We start from the raw sequence: 25875 nt of genomic DNA, 5'->3' as shown, positions 1-25875 counted from the left end.
AGTTTACATATGGAGGGGATTGTATGGAACACGGACCGGGAAAAGTACTTTCTTTGAAAGGATTGACGAAGTGGTACGGAGAAAAGCTCGTTCTAGATAATATTGATCTTGATGTTTATGAAGGGCAAATTATTGGTTACATTGGTCCGAATGGGGCTGGTAAGAGTACCACTGTTAAAATCATGCTCGGATTAGAAGCTACTTACGCTGGTGAAGTAGAGATATTTGGAGAAAATATTAAAAAGAATAGCGTTAATTATAAAAAGAGAATCGGGTATGTTCCAGAATCGGCGGACCTTTATGATAACTTATCTGCGCAGGAGTACCTAACGTTTACAGGTGAACTCTACGGATTAGATGCTGATACAGCGGAATATAAAGCTAGATTGCTGATGAGAGTGTTTGAGCTTGAAGACGTTTATGAATCTCGTATTTCATCCTACTCAAAAGGTATGAAGCAAAAAGTCTTACTGATTTCTAGCTTGCTTCATGACCCTGATATTCTTTTTCTCGATGAACCGATCAATGGTCTTGATGCGAATAGTGTCATGGTGTTTAAAGAAATCCTTGCTCAGCTTGCGGCTCAGGGGAAAACGATTTTCTACTCTTCGCACATTATGGAGGTCGTTCAGAAAATTAGTAGCCGTATTCTCCTTCTAAATGATGGCAAGATTGTTGCGGATGGAAGCTTTGAACAGCTTCGTCAAAAAAATAAAGAGGGCTCACTTGAGGAGATATTTAATCAATTAACAGGTTTTAATGAGCATCAAAATCTTGCGGAGGATTTTGTGCAGATCGTGCAGCGTGAAGATGTATGAAGAACTTTCCAACACTAAAGATTCTTGACCTCTTTCGGTTCTTATTTGAGCGGCTGGATATTGATTATCCTACCTTGCGTCGAATACTTCAGGTAAAGCTAACGATGGATGGGAGACGTCCTACTACGATAATGAGTCAGAACATGAGTGGGAACAAAAAGAAAGATTCCAACCAGTTTTTGAAATCACTCTGGTTTTATGCTTTTATTGGCCTAACGTTGATTCCGATTCTGTTTTTTGGTGACAATTTTATGTTTCAGATGAGCTTGATTTTCGGTGTTTTAATGTTTTTAATTATGACGGCGATGATCTCAGATTTCTCTTCTGTTCTTTTAGACGTACGAGACCAAACGGTTATTGGCACAAGACCTGTCGATCGTCGAACGATCAGTGCAGCACGGGCGGTCCACGTTACGATATATTTATTTTTCTTAACGGCTGCGATTGTTGCGGTTCCACTTATTGTAGGAACTGTGCAGTATGGAATTTTATTCGGAGTGTTATTTGTCGTTACAGTGTTTTTTAGTGATTTGTTAATTGTGGCGCTGACAGCTTTGCTTTATTACATCATCTTAAAATTTTTTGGCGGAGAACGCTTAAGGGATGTCATTAATTATGTGCAAATTGGCCTATCGATCACCATCGTAGTCGGTTATCAAGTACTTGCTCGTGCTTTTGAATTTGCAGGATTAGAGGTAGGCTTTTCACCAACATGGTGGAATCTCCTTTTACCGCCAGTTTGGTTTGGCGCACCGTTTGCTGTAGTGTTGAATGGGGCTAACGAAGCTTATTACTATATCTTTATCGCATTAGCTATATTGATACCACTAATCGCTCTGTGGCTATATTCATCATTGTTACCTACGTTTGAGAAGAACCTTCTTAAGCTCATCGATCAGACTGGTCCATCGAAAAAGAAGACATTTAAGGGAATGGAACGTTTGGCTTCATTTATCACGCGAAGCAGAGAAGAGCATGCGTTTTATCAATTTGCGGGGAGAATGCTAAAGAATGAACGTGATTTAAAACTAAAGATCTATCCTTCTCTCGGGTTTGCTATGATCTTTCCTTTTGTTTTTCTATATAATAGCTATTCTGCTGGGCAGTCATTTGAAGCCCTTACTTCAGGTAACTCCTATTTAACGATTTATGCGAGCATGATGATGGTTCCGGGAATAGTGATCATGCTTCAATATTCGAGTAAAAGTAAAGGGTCATGGATTTATCATGTCACACCTATACAAAATTCTGGCGTGATTATTAAGGGTACGTTAAAGGCTTTTCTACTTCGCCTATTTGCACCTGTGTTTGTGGCTATCAGTGCGATTTATACCTTTTTATTCGGTGTTCGAATCATTCCAGATTTGATCATTGTATGCTTAATCGCTCTTATTTATAGTGTCATTTGTTTTCGAATATTGAAAGGCACGCTTCCTTTTTCAGAGCCTTTTGAATCAGCCGGGCAAAGTGATGGTTGGAAGACTATCCCATTTGCGTTATTAATTCCTGTATTCTGGGGAGTGCACTTCATTCTAACAAAAGTTCCATTCGGTACGTGGGCGTATCTCCTTGTTCTCGCGCTTATCTTACCGCTTATTTGGAATCGGGGATTGAAACATAGCGAGTGACAGGCACTCCCCGATTCCTGTCGAATCAAAAACCCACCTCATCATGAGGTGGGTTATTTAGTTTTCTAGTGCTTATATGATCTATACTGAGGTTTTCAATTTGCGGGCGTATACCCACATGATGATGGCTGATAGTGCCATTAGGATCAATAAGAAGATATACGTTAGCTGGAATGATTGTGTGCTATACGTTAATCCGTTAAGTTCAAGCATGATCCCACCAGCTACAGATCCTGAGGCGCTCCCGACAAATTGTATGAGCTGTTTCATACCAATGCCAGTGGCGATTTCTTCAGAAGGAAGAATGCGTGACACCTCGTTTGTGGTACTAGATGAAAGGCTTGAGAAGCCAAAGCTTGTGAACATATAGCCAATCATAATCATGTACTCATTTAGAGGTGATAGGAAATAGAAAATCACGGTGGAGATGAGAAGCAGACCGTGAGCAAGATAAATCACTTTCATGTTTCCGTATCGATCAAGTAGTCTACCAACATAAATAGCGGCAACTGCGGAAAGCATGGCGCCTGGAAAAATAATATACCCTACGACAGAAGGTCCTTTTTCATAAACGTTCTGAAGCATGAGTGGCATAAGAAGTAAAATGGCAAAGTGGGTCGTGAACCCAAGGTAGCTCATATACAATAGCTTTCGATATCCCTTGTTTTTAAAAAGAGACGGTTGAATAAAAGGGATATCTGTTCTTGTAATTCGAAGCCAGAGGAGTCCGCCTATGATAATGCCCAGAGCTAAAAACAGCCAATTAAAAGTTGAAATATAGAGTAGAAAGCTTGTAACAGTAGCCCCTGTCAATAGTCCTCCTATAATGTCAAAGCTTCCTTTACGAACCTCCTCTTCCGGAAGACGACGAAAGAGAATTGGTATGAGTAAAACTACAAATAAAGTTACAGTGAAAAGATAATTCCAATCAAGATACTCCGTTACGACTCCCCCAACGACAGGGCCAAGTCCGAACCCGAGCGATGATGCTGAAGCAATCATGGCCATCGCCCGTCCGCGACTTGAGAATGGAATAAATCGTCCCGCAAAAACCATAGATAGTCCAGGTATTGCAGCTGCTCCGGTTGCTTGTAAAAGACGTGCAGCTAATAGTAGTGGAAATGTCTCTGAAAAGAAGCCAAGAACTGATCCGAGTCCAAATATGACAATCCCTGCAATTAAGAGGCGTCTGATCGGTAGATAATCTGATAGACGAGTATACGTAATCGTGAAAATTGCGAGGATAATGGAGTATCCAGACACAATCCAGGCGCCATCTGCAGGGGAAAGGTTAAATTCAGTTAATACATTTGGTAAAGCAACATTAAACATTGTTGTATTCATGACAACAAGCCAGACCGCCACACTTAAAAGAAGAATGGTTTTGAAATAGCTTGAAGTTGTTTTCTCGTTCATTAAAACCCTCCTGATGCGTTAGTAAAGCACCAGCTTATTGTAAACGATAAGCGCATGATTCGTCTCATTTCACGGTTTCAATGAAATTAACTCTTTTCTTTCAGCATCTTTTTAGCCAACATTTCTTTTGCCTGGTTATAGGTGAGCCCTGAATTTGCATTGAGACGTTTCACTGTCTCAATATCCGTTCCTGTTTTCGTTTTCACCATTCCTCACCACCTTTCATCCTTAGTTTCTGAATGAATCAATTCAATTATCCAGAGGGAAGTTCGGTTTATGGAGCAGGTAGGATACGTGATATAATGCAAGCAGATTAAAAAACTCGAAAAGTTAGGATGACACGATGAGGAACGAACGAAGCGTGCAGGTGCAAGTAAAGCATCAAAAGAAATTTTATAAAGGATATCCCCTTATATTCAAGGAAGCGATTGTGAATGCAGACGTCTTGAAAGAAGAAGGGACGATTCTAAGATTAGAAGATGAGAAAGGTCAGTTTATTGCTAGAGGCTATTATGGAAGGCAAAACAAGGGGTATGGCTGGGTGCTCTCACAAAATGAACAAGAAGCAATTGATCAGGACTTTTTTGTGAGGAAAATCCAGCAAGCCCTTCGTCATCGTACTTCGTTCTTTGAAGATCCAACAACAACGGCATTTCGCGTGGTGAATGGGGAAGGAGATGGCCTGGGAGGCGTAACCATCGATTATTTCGACGGTTATTACCTTATTAACTGGTACAGTGAAGGGATTTATTCGTTTAAAAATGTTGTGGTAGAGGCGTTAAAACAGCTTGTGGATTTTAAAGGTATCTATGAGAAGAAACGCTTTGATGCGAAAGGTCAGTATGTAGAAGATGATGATTTTGTTGAAGGAGAACGCGGCGAATTTCCGCTAATTGTGAAAGAAAATGGCGTGAACTTTGCAGTGTATTTAAATGAAGGTGCCATGGTTGGAGTATTTCTTGATCAGCGCCCTGTTCGAAAGCTAATCCGTGATCAATACGCGAAGGGAAAAACAGTATTAAATACGTTCTCCTACACAGGTGCTTTCTCGGTATTTGCGGTTGAAGGTGGTGCGACGGGTACAACAAGCGTTGATCTTGCTAATCGAAGCTTGAATAAGACGATCGAGCAGTTTAGCGTCAATGGCATTGATTATGAAGAGCAAAACATCCTCGTGATAGATGTATTTAAATACTTCAAGTACGCCGTTAAAAAGAATTTATCTTTTGATATGGTGATTCTTGACCCTCCAAGTTTTGCGCGTTCTAAGAAACATACATTTAGTGCTGCTAAAGATTATAAAGATCTGTTGAAAGACGCAATTTCAATTACGGAAGATAATGGTGTGATTGTCGCTTCAACGAACTATAGCGGCTATGATATGAAGAAGTTTAAAGGGTTTATTGATCAGGCATTTAAAGAAACGAACGGCAAATATGAGCTGCTTGAAGAATTTACACTACCTGAAGATTTTCGTACAATCAAAGAGTTTCGTGAAGGAAACTATCTTAAGGTTGTTTTCATAAAGAAAATAAAATAGGTTATTCGCGTTTCACTGATAACTATTAACGGGGATAAAAAAGGAAAGATCGTTGAATAGAGGGAGAGGTGGTACTCATGAAACTAATTGTTTTCGGAGCTACAGGCGGTACAGGAAATGCTTTTGTGAAACAGGCCATTGCAGCGGGCCATACCGTCACTGCATTTGTTCGAACACCTTCAAAACTTGAAACGACTCACAAAAATTTATCAGTTGAAATTGGCGATGCGATGCAGTCTGCTGATGTGAAGCAGGCGATAACTTCTGACGTTGATGCCGTTATTTCATGTTTGGGTGCTAAAGGTCTTGGAAAAACAACAGATCTTTCTACAATGATGGCAAATATCCTCGATGCGATGAGTATTCATGATGTAAAGCGGATCGTTTATATGGCTTCTGCTGGGATTAATAAAGAGATTCCTGGAGTGACAGGGTTTATTGCAGGCAAGCTGTTGCAGAACGTCCTTGCTGATCATCGAAGAGCAGTCGACCTTCTTGCTGCAAGTGAAGCAGAGTGGACAGTGGCTCGTCCAATGGGATTAGCGAATGATGATCGGACTGGAGAGTATCGGAAAGCGCGAAGTGGCATTCCAAAAGGCGGACGTCGCATCGCTCGATCAGATGTAGCTGATTTTATGCTTCATACCGTAACAGATCATCTCTACATTCGAGAATCGATCGGACTTGCATACTAAGAACCGTGAAGCTTAAGCTTCACGGTTCTTTCGGTTATACGGATACCTTCTGGGAATGAATGACGCGCTCGCCAACTGCGCGAATTAATTCTGGTGGAAGTGGATAATTGAGAGCAGCAGGATCCATTTTTACCGCTGCGATTGTAGCGTCAAGTGCATCAGGCTTAATGTCATAATCTTTGAAATTAGCTGGAAGACCAACGTTCTGCTGCATTTCTTTTAGTTTATGAATGACAACTTGTAGCAACGTGTCATTATTCTTGCCGGTTGTCTCTAAATGAAGGGCACTAGCAAGTTCCTTTATTTTTGGAAGATAGAGATTAGGGAGCATTTCCATCACAACTGGAAGAAAAACGGCATTCGCAAGGCCGTGTGGAATGCGGAAAAGAGCTCCGTACGCATGCGCAAAATTATGCACAGGAATGGCATTAAGGGCGAAGCTAAATGCCGTTATACCCATCATACTCGCTTGGAGCATTTCCATACGTGCTGTGAGGTTATCTCCCTGGTTGACGGCAGTTGAGAGATGTGACTCAATCAAGCGAATAGACTGGAGGGCATAAGCATCAGTTAGCGATGTGGCTGATGGTGAGGCGAATGCTTCAATTGCGTGAGTTAACGCATCAAATCCAGTAAAAGCCGTAATGATAGGTGGTAATTCCGTTGTCAATTCTGGATCCAATATAGCCATATCGGCATTAATAAATGGATGAATAATGTTTGTCTTCATCTTGATTTCTTCGTTATAAATCACGGCAATAGGAGATACCTCTGATCCTGTACCAGCGGTTGTAGGGATCGAGATGTGGGGAATTGGTATATGAGTGGCCTCTGGCCAGGATAAATAGAGAAGTCCTCCTGGAATAGCTTCTTTAATATCAGTTAATCCGTTGTGAAGGGCGTATTTCACCCCTTTCACGGTGTCCATCACGCTGCCACCGCCAACAGCGAGTAGCCCATCCGCACTTACTTCCCTGGCAAATTGAAGCGCTGCATTAACATCATGACTCCCTGCATCTTGATTGATATCAAGATAAACCCCTGCAAGTTCAGGGCCAGTCCCATGTGGTGTCAGCTCGAATATCTCTTTGATCTTTTCAACGACACCAGCTTTTTCAAGTCCGTGGTCACTAAAGAGAACCACACGCTTTGCTTGAAGTCCTCTGAACAGATCGGGTACAAGTGCCCGAGTTCCTGCCCCGCTATGAATGGCCGTTCGAAGCATATATTGAGAATATGTTAATGTCATACAGTTTTACCTCCTTTATTAAGATTGGTTAGACAAGAGAAGACTGTACCAATTTCTCCGTTCGATTTCTGGCACCATGGAGGTGTGCACATGCTTCACCTGAGTATATGCGTCAAGAGAATGCTTGCCCATTTCTCTACCAATACCACTTTGTTTGTATCCGCCAAACGGTGCATCATTTCTGAGCATATGCCAATCATTTATCCAAACAACACCGGCACGCAGTTTTCTTACCACCTTATAGGCTTTATTCACATCAGTTGACCAAACACCTGCTGCTAGTCCGTAAATCGTATCGTTCGCCATACGGATGGCATCATCAACATCGCTATACCGGATAACAGAAAGCACAGGCCCGAAGATTTCTTCTTTGGCGATCGTCATGTCGTTCGTGACATCGGCAAAAATTGTTGGAGCAATAAAATGTCCTTTCTCACAGCCCTTCACGTTAACTACATTCCCGCCACAAATAAGACGAGCCCCTTCCCGCTTACCTTTCTCAATATATGATAAGATCGCTTCTTTTTGCGTAGCAGAAACCACCGGACCCATATCTGTCGCCTGATCAATTGGATTCCCAATCACAAGCTTCTCAGAAAGCTCTTTGAGTCCATTGATTACCTGATCATACAGTTTATCTGGAACAAAGAGTCTCGTTCCGGATTCGCACAATTGACCAGAGTGAAGGAAGACGCCGAACAGACTGCCAGGAAGGGCGATTGAAAGATCTGCATCATCCAGGATAATGGAAGGTGATTTCCCACCAAGTTCAAGCGTTGTGTTCTTCACTGTTTTAGAAGCTAGACTCATAATGTGACGTCCCACTTCAGTAGAACCAGTGAAAGCTATCTTATCGACTTTAGGGTGCGTAGCGAGTGGTTCACCAACGTCTTTTCCACTACCTGTGACAACATTTATTACTCCTCTGGGAACTATTTCAGAAATAATTTCAGCGAGGCGGAGGGTTGTAAGTGGTGTATAACTCGCTGGTTTAATAACGATGGTGTTCCCCATGGCAAGGGCAGGTGCGATCTTCCACGTTGCAATAAGCATAGGCATGTTCCATGGCGTTATGGCGGCACAGACCCCGATTGGCTCACGCCAGATAAAGTTATGAGCTGGTCCTGGAAAGGGAGGAGAGGGCAGTGTTTCTGAATAGGTGTAATCGAGCACAAATTTACCGAGAGTCTGGAATAGATCCACCATCTGAATGATGTCATTGGATCCAAGTCTTCTAACTGTGCCACCTGAAGAGAGCGCTTCTAAGGCAACAAGTTCTTCTGCATTTTCCATGATTTTCTGAGCGATGGAATAAAGGACTTTCGATCGCTCTTTTGGAGGCATCTCACGCCATTCTTCATTATTGAATGCTTTGGATGCTGCCTCTACAGCTCGGTCAACATCTTTAGCGTTACCGCTCGTTACTTTTGCGATTACATCTCCAGTAGCAGGATTCATCACCTCGAACAGTTGACCACTTTCTGAAGGAGACCATTCTCCATTAATAAAAAGCGGAAATGACTTTATTTCTACGTTTACTGACATAGCTCTTCCTCCTTTACTTTAAAGAACGCCAACATCGGATTCAGAAGTACGGTAAATCTCGTTGATGTCTTTTCCTTTTGCGCGTGCAAGGATGTCCATCCTTACCGATAACTGTTTCATAGAAAAGGCCATTGTGGCATCAAGTGTATTTCCGAATGCGCTATGTGTTTTTTCTCCTATTCCTTCCTGTGTTAACTGCTCTGCAAGTGGGGCGAGCTGATTCATCTTATTTTGCACAATCTCAAAGAGGTGGGGGTGTTCAGCAATCAGGCGCTGTAACAAGAAGGTTCCATAGCCGATATGACGTGATTCATCTTTTTTAAGCAATCCAACGCCTTTCATTAATCCTGGCATAACCTTGGCTTTATCAAGAGATTCGTAGAAAGAAAAATAGCCTGTTTCAGCAAGAACCCCTTCCACAAACATATTGTAGACAGTAGAAGCTTCAGCTAGCGCTTCAGGAGAATGGTCCTGGTGGAGTTTCCCCATTGCTTCCGGTAATATAGAATAAAAAATTTTACGATAGGTGTCGGAGTGAAAACGGGACAGGTCCCCGGTTTGACCAATCTTATTTAGAAACAAACGAAAGAATTCCGTGTGCTTTGCTTCCTCAAAAAGAAAAGTTGTTAAGTACATCTCTTCTTCTAATCTTCCTTCTTGTGCGATCACCATGATTAATGGCAGAAGGTCCAATGTGACTGCTTCTTCACCAGCCTGAAATTGAGAAATAAGTCTCAGTATCTCTTCTTGTTGATCCCCGGTTAGAAACTGCCAATCTTTTACGTCTTGTGTAAAATCAATCTCTCTTGGGTCCCATCCGCCAAATTTCTTCGCTTTTTGATAAAGACGAAATGGTAAGGAATCTTCCTGAAGTCCGCGGTTGCTTGTCGTTATCATTTCTTTCCGCATCTTTGACCACCTTTCAATACTTGCGATTTATTCTAGCAAATTTTATAATGAAGGAGCTATCGGAGAAAACGCTTACATATACAGTTTAACGATTTTTGTACGGCAGTTCGATTCCTGAAAAGATAGGGGTGAATCATGTCGATGCATGAGGAAACGTGGATGCGATCTTTTCATCGGATGTTAGAGATGAAAGATCCGATCCAACGTTGCGAAGTAATGATGAAACAATGTCTTGCCCATTTTCCATTCATGCGTGCCAGTCTCTTTACTTTTTCCTATTTTACAGGTGTTGGAGAAGGCATTCTTCGCGTTGATCGTAGTGGAGTGTTTTCTATGAGCGCTATACGTGAGGATATACGGCGCATCCCACCCATTCAACGAGTCCTTCTAAGTAACAAGCCTTCTTTCCTGGTGATGGATCAGCATCATCAGCTCTTCCCCACAGAATATATCGAAGCTTATAATTTAACATCTGTCTTAATTATTCCATTAAGCATTGAGCGAATTGCTATTGGCTGTGTCCTAATTGATGAAAACGAAGAGGGTGTTACGGTTCATCAAGGGCTTATTGATGATGTGATGATTTATTTTCAACAGGCAATTGCTTATATGCTCCCACCAATCTCTCAGTCACCCAACCCCTTAAGCAAACGTGAAACAGAAGTTCTTCAATATGCAGCTGATGGCTACAGTACGAAAGAAATGGCCAGGTTATTACGAATCAGTGATTTTACAGCGAGAGATTATATAAGTACGGCGATTCGAAAGTTACAAGCTAATCATCGTGCCGAAGCAGTTGCAAAAGCATTAAGAGAAAAATGGATTCTGTAACTAACGGAATCCTTTTACTTTCCCTTGAATAGTGATGAAATTTTCAGTAAACTTTAAATACTAACCAGTTGGTATTTAAAAGAACATAAGGAGGAATATGCGATGACCACTGCGGAGGAGAAGATTCACTACCGTACTTGCCCGCTCTGTGAAGCCACATGCGGCTTAGAAATTCACACGGTGAATGGAGAAGTAACGCATATTGAGGGTGATAAGAAAGATCCTTTCAGTAAGGGATATTTGTGCCCGAAAGGATTTAGTTTAAAAGAACTTCATCATGATCCAGAGCGCATTCGAGAGCCAATGATTCGAAAAGGAACAGAGTGGTTTACAGTAAGCTACGAGGAGGCTTTTAAGGAAGTTAGGAAAGGGCTTCGTCGTGTGATTGAAAAGTATGGTCGCGATGCAGTGGGCGTCTACCTCGGTAACCCTAATGTTCATAATCTCTCAGGTTTACTTTATTTACCTCTCTTTCTTCGTGCTCTCGGTAGTCGAAATCAATATTCAGCAAGCACAGTCGATCAGATTCCAAAGCAGCTAGCAGCTGAGTTTATGTATGGTAGTGATTTCAGTATACCGATCCCTGATATCGATCGAACACAGTATTTTCTTGTGATTGGAGCGAATCCAATTGTTTCAAATGGTAGCTTAATGACAGGACCAAATATGAGAGGAAGGCTGAAGGCATTACAAGATCGCGGTGGGCGTCTTGTTGTTGTTGATCCCATTCGTACAGCCACAGCTAAAGTAGCAGATGATCATCATTTTATTAAACCAGGAACAGATGGTTATTTTTTGTTTAGTATCCTCCATACGTTGTTTGATGAAAAGTTAGCGAAGGAAACTCACCTATCGGGTCATGTGAATGGACTTGAAACAGTGAAAGAGCTCGCGAAAGATTTTCCACCTGATAAGGTTGCTTCGATATGTGGTCTCGATTCAGAAACGATTCGCACCATTGCAAGGGATATTTCTTCCGCAACGTGTGCTGCTGTGTATGGAAGAATGGGGACATGTACACAAACATTTGGCACAGTAAATAGCTGGTTGATTGATGTGATCAATGTTGTGACAGGTAATCTTGATCGCGAAGGTGGTGTTATGTTCACAACACCTGCAGCCGGTGGCAAGACATCTAAGAAAAAAGGCTACCGATTTGATCGCTTTAGAAGCAGAGTGAGCGAACTGCCAGAAGTACTCGGTGAGCTTCCAGTTGCGTGTTTAGCAGAAGAAATGGATACGCCAGGGGAAGGACAGATCCGTGCATTTGTAACTGTAGCTGGTAATCCTATCTTGTCAACACCAAATAGTAAGCGCTTACAAAACAGCATTAAAAATCTCGACTTTATGGTAAGCATTGACTGTTACCTGAATGAAACAACAAGAAATGCTAACGTGATTCTTCCAGCTCCTACACCACTTGAACGCTCACACTATGATCTTTCATTTTATCAACTGTCTGTTCGAAACATTTCTCACTACTCGCCTCCTGTTTTCGAAAAGAAAGAATCCCAGCTGGATGAGTGGGAAATCCTCCTAAAGCTTGCGACATTAGTTGGAGAAGAAGAGCCTGATGACAATGCAGCAGCGAAATTAGATGAGAAATCGATTCATTACCTCATTAAAAAAGACGTGCAAAATGAACAATCGCCACTTTTCGACCAGGATCCGAAAGAAATTATTAGCGTCCTTGAGGGCAGAATTGGTCCAGAGAGAATGCTTGATTATATGCTTAGGTCAGGTCCTTATGGAGACCATTTCAAAAAGCAAGGTGGTTTAAGCCTAAATAAACTTGAACAAAACCCGCACGGAATTGATTTAGGAGCGTTAAAGCCAAGAATTCCTGAAGTATTACTGACTCACACAGGTAAGGTTGAGTTAGCCCCTGAAGTCATTGTAAAAGACGTGGCAAGACTTAAAGAAGAATCGTCTGAACAAGTAGATATGGTATTGATCGGTCGAAGAAATTTACGATCAAACAATTCCTGGATGCATAATTTGCCTGTTCTTATGAAGGGGAAGGACCGCTGTACGTTATTGCTTCACCCAGAAGATGGCAAGCGACTTGACCTTCAAGATGGTGACCTCGCACAAGTTCTATCAGATACAGGTAGTCTTGAAGTAAATGTAGCATTAACAGAAGACATTATGCCTGGAGTAGGCAGCATCCCACATGGATATGGTCATAACCTAGATGGGATGAAAATGACGGTGGCTAAGGAAAATAAAGGCGTCAATACGAATATATTAAGTAATGAAAAAAGACTTGATGCTGTTTCAGGAACAGCTGTATTAAATGGTATACCGATTGTCGTTAGAAAAGCAAATAGTGGGAGGAATGAACATGGCTTTGTACGCTCTGAATCTATTTAACGTAAAAGATGGAGAAGAATATGCTGAATACGCAAAAAGGGCAGAGGAGCCAGTACGTAAATACGGAGGGAAGGTTGTTGCGATTGGCAAGTTACATTCATCACCAGAAGGGGATATCGAGCCGAGACAAGTGATGATGCTTGTTGAATGGGAATCCAAAGAAGGTATATACAAATATGTAAGTGATCCAGATCTTGAGGATTTGCACCCACATCGTGAGCTTGGAGTCGATGATTTTGTCTGGCATTTATTTGATAAGTTAGAGGATTTGAGCCCCGTTCTAAAATGAGCAAAGCCCCCGCACTTTAAAACGCGGGGGCTTTGCTTTTTTCTATTCTTCGATTGGGAACCAGCCTGGTACGCTAAAAATGGCATTCCAGAGTGGATCAGGTAATACAAGTTCTTGCTGAGCGTCTTTTCGTAACGTCACTCGAATGCTATCTTCGTCACCGTTTTGAACTTTCTCAACCCATTTCGGCTCCATGATCATTTCACGGCCAAGAGCAATAAGAGGTACACCAGTCTCAAGCGCTTTTTCCACTTCATCAGGAGTATGAAGTGAGCCGACACCAATGACAGGAACGTTGTGACCAATTCGTTCTTTGATCATCTCCATGCGTGGTGTAGCATCTTCTTCGCGCATTGAACCTTGATAGAAGTCAGATAGTGAAACGTGAACATAGTCCAAGTTTCGTGAAGCAAGCTCATCAACAAACTGAAGCGTATCATCCATTGTGATTCCAGGATTTTCCCGTTCTTCAGGTGAGATCCGATAGCCAAGAACGAAAGCGCCATTAGCATGCTTTTTAATTGCTTCCTGAACAGATTCTAGAACAGCTAATGGGAATTTCATACGATTTTCAAGGCTGCCACCCCATGTGTCTTCTCTGCGGTTAGAATGCGGAGAAAAGAACTGTTGAAGAAGGTACGTATTGGCACCATGAAGCTCAACACCATCAAACCCAGCTTCGATAGCTCTTCGCGTTGCTTCGCCGAAAGCACGGATTGTTTCTTGAATTTCGTCTTCTGTCATTGCACGAGGAGTTTTCGAACCTTCACGCTCAGCGGGTACAGCACTTGCGCTAAGAATTTCTTCATTCGGAACGAGCTCAGGAGGGCACATTCTACCTCCGTGGAATATTTGTAGAATCGCCTTTGCACCTTCTGCATGAATGGTGTCAGCTAATTTCTTCAAACCAGGAATCTGTTCATCACGGTTAGCGCCAATTTCACCAGCAAAGCCTTTCCCGTGTGGGAGCACATAAGCACATGCCGTAATAACTGCGCCAACTCCACCAGAACGCTTTTCATAATAAGCAAGCTCTTGTGCGGATACTGTACCATCATCATTTGATAAGAAGTTTGTCATTGGAGCAAGCATGACACGGTTTTTTAATTCTACGCCAGAAGGTAGAGTATAAGATTGAAGCATTTTTCGATTCATAGTCATTGTTGTCCTCCTTTTAATACACGTACTGTAATTACAACTCTTACAGTTTAGCATGACAGCTCTTTCCTTGTCTTTCAATGTGCTTTTATGATGTGTTAGTAAAACCTATACTAAAACCCGCCAATTATGGCGGGTTTTAGTATGAGGCTATATTCGCTTAGAAGAGATTGCCTCTCGCATAAGCTGAAGAGAGTGCTTAGATTTTTCTTTTCGTGCGATCATGACGTTCACATAAAGCGCATCAACGAGACTTAGCTGTGCAATTCTTGATGCGAGCGCTTCAGAGCGGAAATCGGTTTCTTGTGAAACAGTATAGAGAGGAATATCGACTTTTTTACTTAGCGGTGATGTCGCCAGATTTGTGATGGCGATCGTCGTTGCACCTGTTTCTTTTGCGATGTCAGCTACACGAAGCATATCTTTGTTCGTTCCAGAATGAGAAATTAAGACAGCCACATCGCTACTTGATAGCTGAGAAGCGGACATGATTTGTAAATGTGCATCACTATAAGAGGTGGAGCGTAATCCTGTTCGAATAAACTTATGCTGGGCGTCCATCGCAATAATCCCAGAACCACCATTTCCGTAGAATTCAATATGAGTTGCATTTAATAAAATCTGCACAGCTTGATCAATGGTTGCATTATCGAGTATGTGATACGTATCTTCAAGCGTTCGTATGTTGGAACGGAGGACCTTTTCTGCTACCTCTTTCGTTGAATCCGTTTCTGTGATGGTCTCATGGATATCCTGAATGGGATTCACGATTTCCGCAGCAAGGGCAATTTTCATCGCTTGAAAGCCTTTAAAGCCAATTCGCTTACAAAAGCGGAAAACAGTTGCATCTGCAACGTTTAAATCTTCTGCCACCTGATTAATGGTACTATGGATAATTTTATTAGAATGGTTCAAAATATAATCCGCCACCTGTCGTTCTTTTTCGCTAAATTGCGAATAGGAAGAGCGAATTCTTGGAAGGCAGTGACGGGTTTCCGTATCGGACATTTACATTCTCCTCTCTATCACTCCTGATTGTATAATTGTAACCGATTACAATTGAGATGAAAATAGATTCCACTCAACCAATTGAAACAAAAAATATTTAATGTATAATTAAATTACAGGAAAAAATATTTCATTCACTTAAGGAGTTTTTAATATGAACGTCGGATTAATTGGTTTAGGTAAAATGGGATACAACCTTGCTTTAAACTTACGTGATCATGGACATAACGTTGTTGTAAATGATGCTAATGATGAGCAAGTACAAAAAATGAACGAAGAAGGTTTTAATGGTAAGTCTTCTCTTAAGGATGTTGTAGAAGCACTAGAAACGCCTCGTATTCTTTGGATGATGGTTCCTGCAGGTGAGATTACTCAAGCTGTGACAACAGAATTGTCGACACTTCTTGATCGTGGTGACATTGTCATTGATGGAGGAAACTCTCACTACAAAGATTCAAAAAGCCGAGGTGAGATGCTCCTAGAAAAGGGAATTTCTTTCTTTGATGTTGGTACAAGCGGTGGTAAGTCAGGAGCTCGTAATGGCGCTTGTACAATGATTGGTGGAGATAGCGAAGTTTTCAAAACGATCGAACCACTGTTTAAAGATATTTGTGTAGAAGATGGTTACCTTTATGCGGGAGAATCAGGTAGTGGACACTTCCTAAAAATGGTTCATAACGGCGTGGAATACGGTATGATGCAGTCCATTGCAGAAGGCTTTGATCTATTAAGCAAAAGCGAATATGATTTCGACTACGAGAAAGTGGCGCGCGTATGGAACAACGGTTCTGTTATTCGCTCATGGTTAATGGAATTAACAGAGCAGGCATTCTCTAAAGATGCTAACCTTGATGAGATTCGTGGTGTTATGAACTCTTCAGGTGAAGGGAAATGGACAGTAGAAACAGCTCTTGATCTTCAGACAGCAACGCCTGTTATTGCTCTTGCATTAATGATGCGCTATCGCTCTTTAGAAGACGATACATTTACAGGTAAAGTTGTAGCCGCGCTTCGTAATGAGTTTGGCGGTCACGCAACTGAAAAAAGCAATTAATTTGGAAGATAAAGGAGGGAGCATGTTTATATAAACATGCTTCCTGATCTTTTCTTCCCAAAACATCTTGCGTTAATTGAACGCGCTTACAGGTCTTCATCATAGGCAAGTTCGTAATAAGGACTACGAAAAGCTATACTAGTCAGTGAATAGATCGATTACAATAACGATTTAGGAGGAATGGCTCATGACGATGAACAAGCAATATATGATCGGTGTAGATATCGGTACAACAAGTACAAAAGCCGTTCTATATAAAGAAAATGGGCAACCCGTTTCAAAACATAACGTGGAATATCCATTGTATACACCAACACCAGCAACAGCTGAGCAAGATCCTGAAGAAATTTTGTTAGCTGTAGTGGAGTCGATTCGAAAAGTTATTCAAGATAACTCATTAAAAGGAGAACAGGTAAAATTTGTTTCATTTAGCTCAGCGATGCACAGCTTAATTGGGGTAGGTGAAAAAGGAAAACCACTTACAAACTGCATTACATGGGCAGATAATCGAAGTGCGAAGTGGGCAGAGAAAATAAAAAATGAGATGGACGGTCATGAAATTTACCGCCGCACAGGAACGCCTATTCATCCAATGTCTCCCCTGTCCAAGCTTGTTTGGCTAAAAAATGATGAAACAGAATTGTTTCAGTCAATATCAAAGTTTATTTCCATTAAAGAATACGTTTTCTACCGCTTTTTCCAGGAGTATGTCATTGATTATTCCATTGCTTCAGCAACAGGATTATTTAATTTGGAGCAGCTCGACTGGGACGATGAAGCGTTAAAAATCGCTGGAGTGACAGCAGATCAGCTATCAAAACCCGTTTCAACTACTCATATGATGAGTGGTTTAAAAGCGCCGTATATTGAAGAGACAGGATTAACTTCTTCAACGAACTTTATAGTTGGTGCAAGTGATGGTGTGCTTTCAAACCTTGGCGTTAACGCAATTGAACCAGGTGTCGTTGCTGTCACAATTGGAACAAGCGGAGCGATTCGAGCGGTAACAGATCGCCCTGTAACAGACCCTAAAGGACGCATTTTCTGCTATGCATTAACAGAAGATAAATGGGTAGTTGGTGGACCTGTGAACAATGGAGGAATCACATTCCGCTGGGTTCGTGATCAATTCGCCGCATCCGAAACAGAAACGGCGAAACGACTTGGAATTGATACTTATGAAATCCTAACAAGAATTGCAGAGCAGGTTAACCCAGGTGCCGATGGACTTCTCTTCCATCCTTATCTTGCGGGTGAACGTGCACCACTATGGAATTCTGATGCACGCGGAAGCTTCTTTGGTCTTGCCATGCACCATAAAAAAGAACATATGATTCGAGCAGTACTAGAAGGCGTAATTTATAACTTATATAGCGTTCTTCTTGCATTAGAAGAACTAATTGGAGAGCCTAAACAAATTAAAGCAACAGGCGGCTTTGCGCGATCCGCACTATGGCGTCAGATGATGGCTGATATCTTTAACCAAGAAGTAACCGTTCCAGAAAGTTACGAAAGCTCCTGCCTAGGTGCAATCGTTCTCGGTAAAAAAGCACTTGGCGAAATCGATTCACTAAGCATCGTATCCGACCTCGTCGGAGACACATTCAGCCATCAACCAAAAAAAGAAAACGTAGAAACCTACGCCGAACTACTACCAATCTACATCAGAATCTCAAGAAAACTAACCGAAGAATACACAGCCATAGCCAACTACCAAAATAAAAAATTGGGGAAAAACTAAAGCGTATGTGCCAAGCTTAGACCCGTCAGGCACTGAAGGCCGAAGTGACCGAGGGTCTGTGGCACAGGAGCTAGCAGAAACTAAAGCGTATGTGCCAAGTTTAGACGCGGCAGACACTGGAATCCTTTCAACACCACACAAAAAGACAGCCTGATTGGGCTGTCTTTTGTTATCCATCGAGCATTAATGCTTAATGGCTTCCTTCAATATTACCGTTGCTTGATCTAACTCGACGTCTTTCGTCAAAACGATCTCGCTTATGAGAAACTGCTGGGCATTCTCCAGTAGTTTTTTATCGTCAGTTCCGAGCGGTCTTTTCTTGTTAAGGGCAACGAGCTCACGGATCACTTCCACGTGATTGTGGATGTCTCCCGTTTTAAGCTTGTTCATATTATCCCGGTAACGCTGGTTCCTATTAGCACTGGGCTCTTCTACGTCAACTTCTTCATTAAAAGAAGTTAGCACTTCGTCCATCGTACTGACATCAGACACTTCACGAATCTTCAGGTTTTCCGTCTTACCTTTTGGAATCATCACCTGAATATCACGAAAAGGCATATTAAGAATATAATAGATCTGAGTTTCGCCCAGTATTTCTTTTTCCTCAATTGCTTCGACTATACCTGCACCGTACATGGGATAAAAAATCTTATCGCCTACCTCAAACAAGCGCCCACCCCCAAATTTATAAATTATAGCACATCTACTATTATAACATAAACAATTAATTTGTACGAATGTAATATTTTTTTCGTTGTGCGGTATGTTTGATTGATCAGTGTAAACTCCATTACAATAATAGACATATATAGGTTTGACTAATAATGGAGGCGTTTACAAAATGAGGATTGGAATGATTAGTTTCTGGCACGTTCATGCAAAAGATTATGCCAAAGATGCGCAGATTCATCCTGATACAGATATAAAAGCGATCTGGGATGAGAACGAAGAACGTGGAAGAAAAGAAGCGCAGGAAAGAGCGGTGGAGTACATAAGTGATCTAGACGTCCTTCTTAATCGAGAAGATATCGATGCTGTTGTAGTGAGCACACCTACAAACATGCATAAGGAGATCATCATTCGAGCAGCGAGGGCAGGAAAGCATATCTTTACTGAAAAAGTCCTAGCGGCTAAAGAAGATGAGGCGCTGGAGATTCTAGAAGCGGTGAATGAGACTGGGGTAAAGTTATTTGTTTCATTACCCCGCGTTTATGATGGATATACGGAAGCTATTCAGCAGTTGATTGAATCAGGTGATCTTGGCGACATCACACAGACACGTGTACGCCTTGCTCATAATGGAGCGACTGCTGATTGGCTTCCACAGCACTTCTATCAGAAAGAAGAGTGTCAGGGCGGAGCATTAATCGATCTTGGCTGTCATCCAGTGTACTTAACGAGGCTATTCCAAGGAATGCCGCAACGTGTCACAGCTCAGTTCGGTTATGTAACAGAGAAAGAAGTAGAGGACCATGCTGTCGTGACATTTGGATATCAAAGCGGTTCCTACGGTATTGCAGAAACAGGGTTTGTAAATGATCACTCTCCATTTACCATTGAAATAAATGGAACTAAAGGATCAGCGGTATATGGCATGCCAGAGAAGGTTTTACTAAAGAAAGTATCTGATCAGTGGGAAGAGGTAGCGATTCCAGATGACCGCCCATCCCCATTCTTTCAGTGGATCGACCACATTCAAAAGGATATCAAAACTGATGAAAACCTAGAACTTGCCCTTGAATTAACAGTGCTGATGGAGGCTGCTTATCGTGCAGAGGAGCAAAGGCGTGAAGTCGTCATCACTAACCGATAGTTTAACGTACGTTTTTAGGAAGTGAATGTGTTACACTAACTTCGACTAACGATAATGAGGTGTCTTATGAATACATTTTTACAATACAATCCAACTCGTCTTTATTTCGGGAAAGATCAGATCACCCAATTGCAAGGTGAACTTAAATATGGTGCGAAAGTTCTTGTTGTTTATGGTGGAGGAAGTATTAAACGAAACGGCGTATATGATGCTGTCATGACAGAACTTAGAAAAGTAAATGCAGAGGTGCATGAGCTTTCTGGTGTTGAACCAAACCCACGTTTAACAACAGTTGAAAAAGGTTCTGCCATCTGTAAGAAAGAAGGAATAGACTTCCTTCTAGCCGTTGGTGGTGGCAGTGTAATTGACTGTACGAAAGCGATCGCGGCAGGTGCCCATTACGAAGGTTCTGCATGGGATTTAATCACTCAGAAGGAGCCAATTGAATCAGCACTCCCACTAGGTACGGTATTAACCCTTGCTGCAACTGGATCTGAGATGAATTCAGTTTCAGTTATTACAAATTGGGAAACGAAAGAGAAGCTCGGTTGGGGTTCTCCTCATGTATTTCCGACGTTTTCAGTACTAGATCCTACTTATACATTCTCTGTTCCGGAGAATCAAACGGTGTATGGCATTGTTGACAGTATGTCACATGCGCTAGAGCATTACTTCCATCGTACAAACAATACACCAATGATCGATGGATTTATTGAATCACTTCTTCGCACGGCAATTCAAACTGGTCCTAAGCTACTAAATGATCTTGAATCATATGAACATCGTGAAACGATGATGTACATTAGTACAACAGCTTTTAACGGAACATTAAGCAATGGTACAGATGGTGGGGACTGGGCAACACATCGAATTGAGCATGCGGTATCTGCTGTTTACGATATTCCTCACGGGGGCGGATTGGCGATTCTATTCCCGAACTGGTTAGAACATGTTCTTGAAGAAGATCCTTCCCGCGTGAAACAGCTAGCGGTAAACGTTCTTGGCGTTTCATCAGAAGGGAAAAGTGATCAAGAAGTAGCAATTGAAGGGGCGAAAGCGCTTCGTGAGTTCTGGAATTCACTTGGCGCCCCATCACGTCTTGCTGATTACGAAATTGACGAGACTGAATTTGATGGTATGGTTGAGAAAACATTTATTAAACCAGGCGTTGGCACTTATAAAGAACTGGATCGTGAGAGCGTTCGAGATATTTTACAACGTTCTCTATAATTCAAAAGCAGCATGGCGATTTTGCCATGCTGCTTTCTTCATATCGTCTATTCATCTATATTAATATGGCGAAACTCTCCTACATGGAAAAGTCCGAGGTCCGTTAATTTTAGCTCCGGAATAACAGGGAGGCTTAAAAACGAAAGGGTAAGAAAAGGATTGAAGTGATCTGGAGCACCAATTTCCTTTAATGCTTTTTCGATTTCTTTAAGTTCCTCTATGACAGTAGGGTAGTCTTTATCCGAAAGTAGTCCAGCTATTGGCAGCGGTAGCTTACCAATCACTTTCTTTCCTCGAATAACAGCCAACCCACCTTGCATTTCCTGAATGACTTCTGCAGCCTTGATCATGTCTTCATCATTCGTTCCTGCCATAATTAAGTTGTGCGAATCATGACCGACGGTTGTTGCTATTGCCCCATCATGAAATTGAAAACCTTTCACAACCCCAAGGCCAATGTTGCCTGTATGATGATGGCGCTCAATCACAGCCAGCTTCATAAGGTCTTTTCTAGAACAAGAAACAAACCCACCATTTTCATCATGATCAACTGTTAATTTTCTGGCATTTGTAACTATTTGATTAGGAATGAGTTCAATAACATTCGCTACTTCCTTCGAAACGGCTAGTTTCAGGTGATCTTTTCTTAGTGTGGGAAGATGAACAGAGCTTGTAATCCGATTCGAAGGAGTAACTTTTGATCCCATTTTTGTCTTTCCAGACTCTGCAACAAGTTCTCCAGCACGATAAACGTGAGAGATAGAAAAGGACTCAATGTCATCGAGCACAAGAAAATCAGCATCAAGGCCAGGCGCAATAGCCCCTTTCGTTGATAACCCAAAACATTCAGCCACATTTAATGATGCCATTTGAATGGCTAGAAGTGGATCTACACCTTCTTGAATAGCAAGTCGAATATTATGATCGACGCTTCCTTCATTGATCAGGTCATCGATATGTTTATCGTCTGTACAAAACATGAATCTTCTAGCATTTCGTTCAGTTACAGCAGGAATGAGTTGTTTTAAGTTTTTGGCTACGGACCCTTCGCGAATGAATACATACATCCCACGTTTTATCCGCTCGAGCGCTTCTTCAGCCGTGATGCATTCATGATCCGTCGTAATTCCTGCCGATTTATAAATGTTTAGAGCATTGGTATGGAGCCCGGCGGCATGTCCGTCTATTTTCTTGTTTCGTGCATCGAATAACTTTTGCATCATAGAAGGTGAAGTATGAGCGACTGAAGGATAGTCCATCACTTCAGCTAGGCCAAGGACGCGGCTGTGCTCATAGAAAGGTTTGAGATCTTCGGCAGAAAGGGTGGCGCCTGAATTCTCAAAGGAGGTAGAAGGCACACTTGAGGGAAGCATAAAGAATATATCCATCGGAACGTTTTCAGAATCCTGAAGCATATAAGAAATACCTTCGGATCCGCAGACATTCGCTATTTCATGGGGGTCAGTGACAATTGTCGTTACTCCACAAGGAAGAACAGCATTGGCGAATTCGGAAGGGGTGACCATTGCGGATTCGATATGAACATGAGCATCGATTAGTGATGGTACGATGTATTTCCCATCCGCATCAATAATATGATGACCTTCGAAATCTCCAAGTCCAGCAATCACACCATCAACAATAGCTACATCTGTCTTAATCAGCTCTAGGTTGTAACTATCTAATACAATTCCATTTTTAATCACAAGATCTGCAGGGCGTTTCCCCGCAGCTGCTTGAACTCTTCTGGTTAACTTCTCCATTATTATTCTCCTCTCATTTAGACAGAGGATGACATATTCACATTGCCAGAATTGTCATCGTAGTCAAACCATTTACGGTAGTTTGGTAGAAACCTTTGGACCTTATCTCCAAATTTATACGAAACCTGGTACGCATTATTAGCGTATTCTATAGATCTCTTGAACTCTCGTCAATAGCATCTGTCATCATCTCGAAAAAATACTTTCATATTCATATTGATAAATGGGTGGAATACAAGTAAACTACAAGTAAGAACATCTAAATAGACAAAAGAAAGCGTTTTTTTTATCGAAAATTAGGCAAACGTTTGCACTTTACTAACTTTAACTAAAAGATGAGGGTGTAGAGACATGAATAGAATCTGGTGGAAAGAAGCAGTAGGCTATCAAATTTATCCTCGTAGCTTCCAGGATTCAAATGGTGATGGTATAGGTGATTTACAAGGTGTTATTCAAAGACTCGATTATATAAAAAATCTTGGTATTGATGTGATTTGGATTTGTCCCATGTACAAATCTCCAAACGATGACAATGGATACGACATTTCTGATTATCAGGATATAATGGAAGATTTCGGTACAATGAAAGATTTTGATGCGCTTCTAGAGGAAGTGCATAAGCGAGATATGAAGCTGATTATTGATCTCGTATTGAATCACACAAGTGATGAGCATCAATGGTTTATCGAGTCACGGTCCTCGAAGGAAGATCCGAAGCGTGATTGGTATATTTGGCGTGACGGTAAGAATGGCAAAGAACCGAATAACTGGGAAAGTATCTTTGGCGGCTCAGCATGGGAATACGATAGGAAAACAGATCAGTACTATCTCCATGTTTTCTCAACAAAGCAGCCGGATGTAAATTGGGAAAATCCCGCTGTTCGTGGAGCGCTTTATGATGCGGTGAATTGGTGGCTTGATAAGGGGATTGATGGTTTCCGTATTGATGCCATTAGTCACATTAAAAAACGCCCAGGATTTCCGGATATGCCCAATCCTGCAAATGAAAAATACGTCTCTTCCTTTGATATGCATATGAATCAGAAGGGTATTCAAGAATTTCTTCAAGAATTTAAGGATGAAACGTATTCTAATTATGACGTGATGACGGTTGGAGAAGCCAACGGTGTAAGCATTGATGAAGCTGATCAATGGGTCGACGAAAAAAATGGGAAAATGAATATGATTTTTCAATTTGAGCATCTTGGATTATGGGATGCAGTAGATAAACCTGAACTTGATATCGTATCTCTCAAGTCGGTGCTGACACGCTGGCAGAAGGGGCTTGAAAACAAAGGGTGGAATGCATTGTTTGTTGAGAACCATGATAAGCCACGTGTAGTATCAACATGGGGGAACGACAAGGAATACTGGCGAGAAAGTGCGACTTCAATGGGAGCGATGTACTTCCTCATGCAAGGAACGCCTTTCATTTATCAGGGACAGGAAATCGGCATGACAAATGTTCAATACCCTTCTATTGAAGATTATGACGATGTTGCAGATAAAAATCGCTATCGCATCCAACGTGAAGCTGGTGTATCACACGAATCGATCATGAAAGTAATTTGGGCTTCTTCTCGTGATAATAGTCGTACACCAATGCAGTGGAACAGCGACTATAATGCTGGGTTTTCTTCAGGGACCCCTTGGCTAAAAGTCAATCCGAATTTTGTAGATATTAATGTACAAAAGCAAGAGAATGATGCCAACTCTATTCTAACTTTCTACAAAAAAATGATTCAGCTGAAGAAAGAAAACCTAGTTTTCACTTACGGGACCTATGATTTGCTTCTTGAAAAGCATCCGCAGCTTTATGCCTATACGAGAACAACAGAAGAAGATCAAGTTCTTATTGTGACGAACCTATCAATAGAGCCAGCTGTATTTGAAACAAGACTGGTTCTAGAGCAAGATCAATTGCTTCTGAATAACTATCCTGTTGTGCAAGAAGTAAATGATTCGATCAATTTAAAGCCTTATGAAGCGAGAGTTTATCGAATAAATCGCTAATACAGACAGCCGATTCAATCGGCTGTTTATTTATTTTGTAGAAATTATTTACATTTATAAGCGATAAATGTAATCTAATAATTTCCAAAAACGTCGAATAAAGAGGGTAAAAAAGAATAGATTTCTTGAAAAATTTACCGTATAGTGTTGATTAGTGGGAAGTATGACCCAATTCTATCTTTTCACAGAATACGAGTTTACTAGGGGAGGATTAAAATGAAAAAGTTAATCGTAGCTTTATTCTCAGTAGTTGCACTATTTATGTTCATGGGCACTGGAACTTTTGCAGCAGAAAATGATCATAGTGATATTTTACAGAAAATTGAAGAAACAAATGTTAAGATTGAAGAAGAGATTCAAACAGCACAGGCTAAAGGTAACAAACTATTGTCAACGCTTTCTCTTGAAACAACTAAGCTTGATGCAACACTCGCTACCGCTCGTCAGGATGGGAAATCAGACGCTGAAATTGCTAAGATTGAAAAAGAAGTAAAGACTAAGAAAGCTGAACTTACTTCTAAGTACAATCAAGAACTTGATAAACTAATTGACAATTTAATTGATAAAACAAACAAAATGACTGCAGACATGATTGCAGAAGCTGCTAAAGAGGGCATTCAGGCTGAATGTTCATGGGTATACGTACAAATTGGAGACCGCTGGGTATGGGTTGATCCGATTAAAGTTATCGGGCCATGACCAAAAAAGGTGCATCAATTTCATGATGTACCTTTTTTGTATCTTAAAAGCACTATATAATGAATACATACAAATCTATTGTTCCGCACTCGAGGAGGGTAAA

22 protein-coding genes and 1 riboswitch are annotated in these 25875 nt (G+C 41.4%); of the genes, 13 read left to right on the top strand and 9 right to left on the bottom strand.

All coding sequences use genetic code 11. The features are described from left to right. The first annotated feature begins 23 nt into the window (after positions 1-23). Both Q4550_RS11310 and Q4550_RS11305 read left to right on the top strand, forming a co-directional pair. Positions 24-818, top strand: coding sequence for an ABC transporter ATP-binding protein (locus Q4550_RS11310; RefSeq protein ID WP_303532752.1), 795 nt, complete (start codon positions 24-26; stop codon positions 816-818). Further along, entirely contained in the window at positions 815-2446 is a 1632-nt protein-coding gene (locus Q4550_RS11305) for a hypothetical protein (protein ID WP_303532750.1), read from the top strand. Before Q4550_RS11310 ends, Q4550_RS11305 begins: the two co-directional genes overlap by 4 nt. Positions 2447-2527: 81 nt before the next feature. On the opposite strand, the gene Q4550_RS11300 is transcribed toward Q4550_RS11305, so the two are convergent. Together Q4550_RS11300 and Q4550_RS11295 are read right to left on the bottom strand one after the other, a co-directional pair. Continuing rightward, complete coding sequence (locus Q4550_RS11300; protein ID WP_303532749.1) at positions 2528-3862, bottom strand: MFS transporter; 1335 nt, start codon at positions 3860-3862, stop codon at positions 2528-2530. 86 nt (positions 3863-3948) lie between these two features. After that, a complete protein-coding gene (locus tag Q4550_RS11295) occupies positions 3949-4071 on the bottom strand; it encodes a hypothetical protein (RefSeq protein WP_303532748.1) in 123 nt (40 codons plus the stop codon). Between the two features lie 134 nt (positions 4072-4205). On the opposite strand from Q4550_RS11295, the gene Q4550_RS11290 reads away from it, so the two are divergent. After that, positions 4206-5402, top strand: coding sequence for a class I SAM-dependent rRNA methyltransferase (locus Q4550_RS11290; RefSeq protein ID WP_303532746.1), 1197 nt, complete (start codon positions 4206-4208; stop codon positions 5400-5402). Between the two features lie 77 nt (positions 5403-5479). Then, positions 5480-6097: an NAD(P)-dependent oxidoreductase gene (locus tag Q4550_RS11285; protein ID WP_303532744.1), complete on the top strand. Its 618-nt coding sequence runs from the start codon at positions 5480-5482 to the stop codon at positions 6095-6097. A gap of 34 nt (positions 6098-6131) precedes the next feature. Here the strand turns inward: Q4550_RS11285 and Q4550_RS11280 are convergent, their stop codons facing one another. The 3 genes from Q4550_RS11280 to Q4550_RS11270 are packed head-to-tail and all read right to left on the bottom strand — an operon-like array spanning position 6132 to position 9800. Then, positions 6132-7346: an iron-containing alcohol dehydrogenase gene (locus Q4550_RS11280; protein WP_303532742.1), complete on the bottom strand. Its 1215-nt coding sequence runs from the start codon at positions 7344-7346 to the stop codon at positions 6132-6134. A gap of 18 nt (positions 7347-7364) precedes the next feature. Further along, positions 7365-8891: an aldehyde dehydrogenase family protein gene (locus tag Q4550_RS11275; RefSeq protein WP_303532741.1), complete on the bottom strand. Its 1527-nt coding sequence runs from the start codon at positions 8889-8891 to the stop codon at positions 7365-7367. 18 nt (positions 8892-8909) lie between these two features. Next, the gene (locus Q4550_RS11270; protein ID WP_303532740.1) at positions 8910-9800 is read right to left on the bottom strand and encodes a R2-like ligand-binding oxidase; all 891 of its coding nucleotides are present in this window, start codon (positions 9798-9800) and stop codon (positions 8910-8912) included. A 135-nt stretch (positions 9801-9935) separates the two neighbouring features. On the opposite strand from Q4550_RS11270, the gene Q4550_RS11265 reads away from it, so the two are divergent. From Q4550_RS11265 to Q4550_RS11255, 3 genes are all read left to right on the top strand, one after another. Beyond that, positions 9936-10631 (top strand): helix-turn-helix domain-containing protein, encoded by a 696-nt coding sequence (locus tag Q4550_RS11265; protein ID WP_303532739.1) that lies wholly within the window; start codon positions 9936-9938, stop codon positions 10629-10631. A 102-nt stretch (positions 10632-10733) separates the two neighbouring features. Further along, positions 10734-13004 carry a molybdopterin-dependent oxidoreductase gene (locus Q4550_RS11260; RefSeq protein WP_303532738.1) on the top strand — a complete coding sequence of 757 codons (2271 nt, stop codon included), beginning with the start codon at positions 10734-10736 and terminating at the stop codon, positions 13002-13004. Further along, on the top strand, positions 12976-13293 hold the full coding sequence (locus Q4550_RS11255) for a DUF1330 domain-containing protein (protein WP_194218201.1): 318 nt from the start codon (positions 12976-12978) through the stop codon (positions 13291-13293). Before Q4550_RS11260 ends, Q4550_RS11255 begins: the two co-directional genes overlap by 29 nt. Before the next feature lie 42 nt (positions 13294-13335). Here Q4550_RS11255 and Q4550_RS11250 read toward each other — a convergent pair whose 3' ends face one another. Together Q4550_RS11250 and Q4550_RS11245 are read right to left on the bottom strand one after the other, a co-directional pair. Next, entirely contained in the window at positions 13336-14448 is a 1113-nt protein-coding gene (locus tag Q4550_RS11250; protein ID WP_303532843.1) for an NADH-dependent flavin oxidoreductase, read from the bottom strand. A gap of 153 nt (positions 14449-14601) precedes the next feature. Continuing rightward, positions 14602-15459, bottom strand: coding sequence for a MurR/RpiR family transcriptional regulator (locus tag Q4550_RS11245; RefSeq protein ID WP_194218202.1), 858 nt, complete (start codon positions 15457-15459; stop codon positions 14602-14604). A gap of 154 nt (positions 15460-15613) precedes the next feature. Here Q4550_RS11245 and gnd point away from each other — a divergent pair, with 154 nt between their 5' ends. Beyond that, positions 15614-16513 carry a phosphogluconate dehydrogenase (NAD(+)-dependent, decarboxylating) gene (gene gnd, locus Q4550_RS11240; protein ID WP_303532733.1) on the top strand — a complete coding sequence of 300 codons (900 nt, stop codon included), beginning with the start codon at positions 15614-15616 and terminating at the stop codon, positions 16511-16513. Positions 16514-16721: 208 nt separating this feature from the next. Beyond that, positions 16722-18254 (top strand): gluconokinase, encoded by a 1533-nt coding sequence (gene gntK, locus Q4550_RS11235; protein WP_303532841.1) that lies wholly within the window; start codon positions 16722-16724, stop codon positions 18252-18254. A 183-nt stretch (positions 18255-18437) separates the two neighbouring features. On the opposite strand, the gene Q4550_RS11230 is transcribed toward gntK, so the two are convergent. Then, entirely contained in the window at positions 18438-18923 is a 486-nt protein-coding gene (locus Q4550_RS11230) for a CarD family transcriptional regulator (RefSeq protein ID WP_194218204.1), read from the bottom strand. A gap of 172 nt (positions 18924-19095) precedes the next feature. Between Q4550_RS11230 and Q4550_RS11225 the strand changes: the two genes are divergently transcribed. Then, positions 19096-20067 (top strand): Gfo/Idh/MocA family protein, encoded by a 972-nt coding sequence (locus Q4550_RS11225; protein WP_303532731.1) that lies wholly within the window; start codon positions 19096-19098, stop codon positions 20065-20067. A 66-nt stretch (positions 20068-20133) separates the two neighbouring features. Then, positions 20134-21297: an iron-containing alcohol dehydrogenase gene (locus tag Q4550_RS11220; protein ID WP_303532730.1), complete on the top strand. Its 1164-nt coding sequence runs from the start codon at positions 20134-20136 to the stop codon at positions 21295-21297. 47 nt (positions 21298-21344) lie between these two features. On the opposite strand, the gene ade is transcribed toward Q4550_RS11220, so the two are convergent. Beyond that, entirely contained in the window at positions 21345-23060 is a 1716-nt protein-coding gene (gene ade, locus Q4550_RS11215) for an adenine deaminase (RefSeq protein ID WP_303532728.1), read from the bottom strand. Between the two features lie 40 nt (positions 23061-23100). Next, positions 23101-23202: riboswitch (purine riboswitch) on the bottom strand. A 209-nt stretch (positions 23203-23411) separates the two neighbouring features. Here ade and Q4550_RS11210 point away from each other — a divergent pair. Both Q4550_RS11210 and Q4550_RS11205 read left to right on the top strand, forming a co-directional pair. After that, on the top strand, positions 23412-25073 hold the full coding sequence (locus Q4550_RS11210) for a glycoside hydrolase family 13 protein (protein WP_303532727.1): 1662 nt from the start codon (positions 23412-23414) through the stop codon (positions 25071-25073). Positions 25074-25289: 216 nt separating this feature from the next. Further along, a complete protein-coding gene (locus Q4550_RS11205; RefSeq protein WP_303532726.1) occupies positions 25290-25772 on the top strand; it encodes a hypothetical protein in 483 nt (160 codons plus the stop codon). Positions 25773-25875: the final 103 nt, after the last annotated feature.

It is taken from the genome of Anaerobacillus sp. 1_MG-2023 (assembly GCF_030547345.1).
Lineage (GTDB): Bacteria > Bacillota > Bacilli > Bacillales > Guptibacillaceae > Guptibacillus > Guptibacillus hwajinpoensis_B.
Note: the sequence above shows the minus strand (reverse complement) of the source record. Positions and strands in the feature narration are given on the sequence as shown.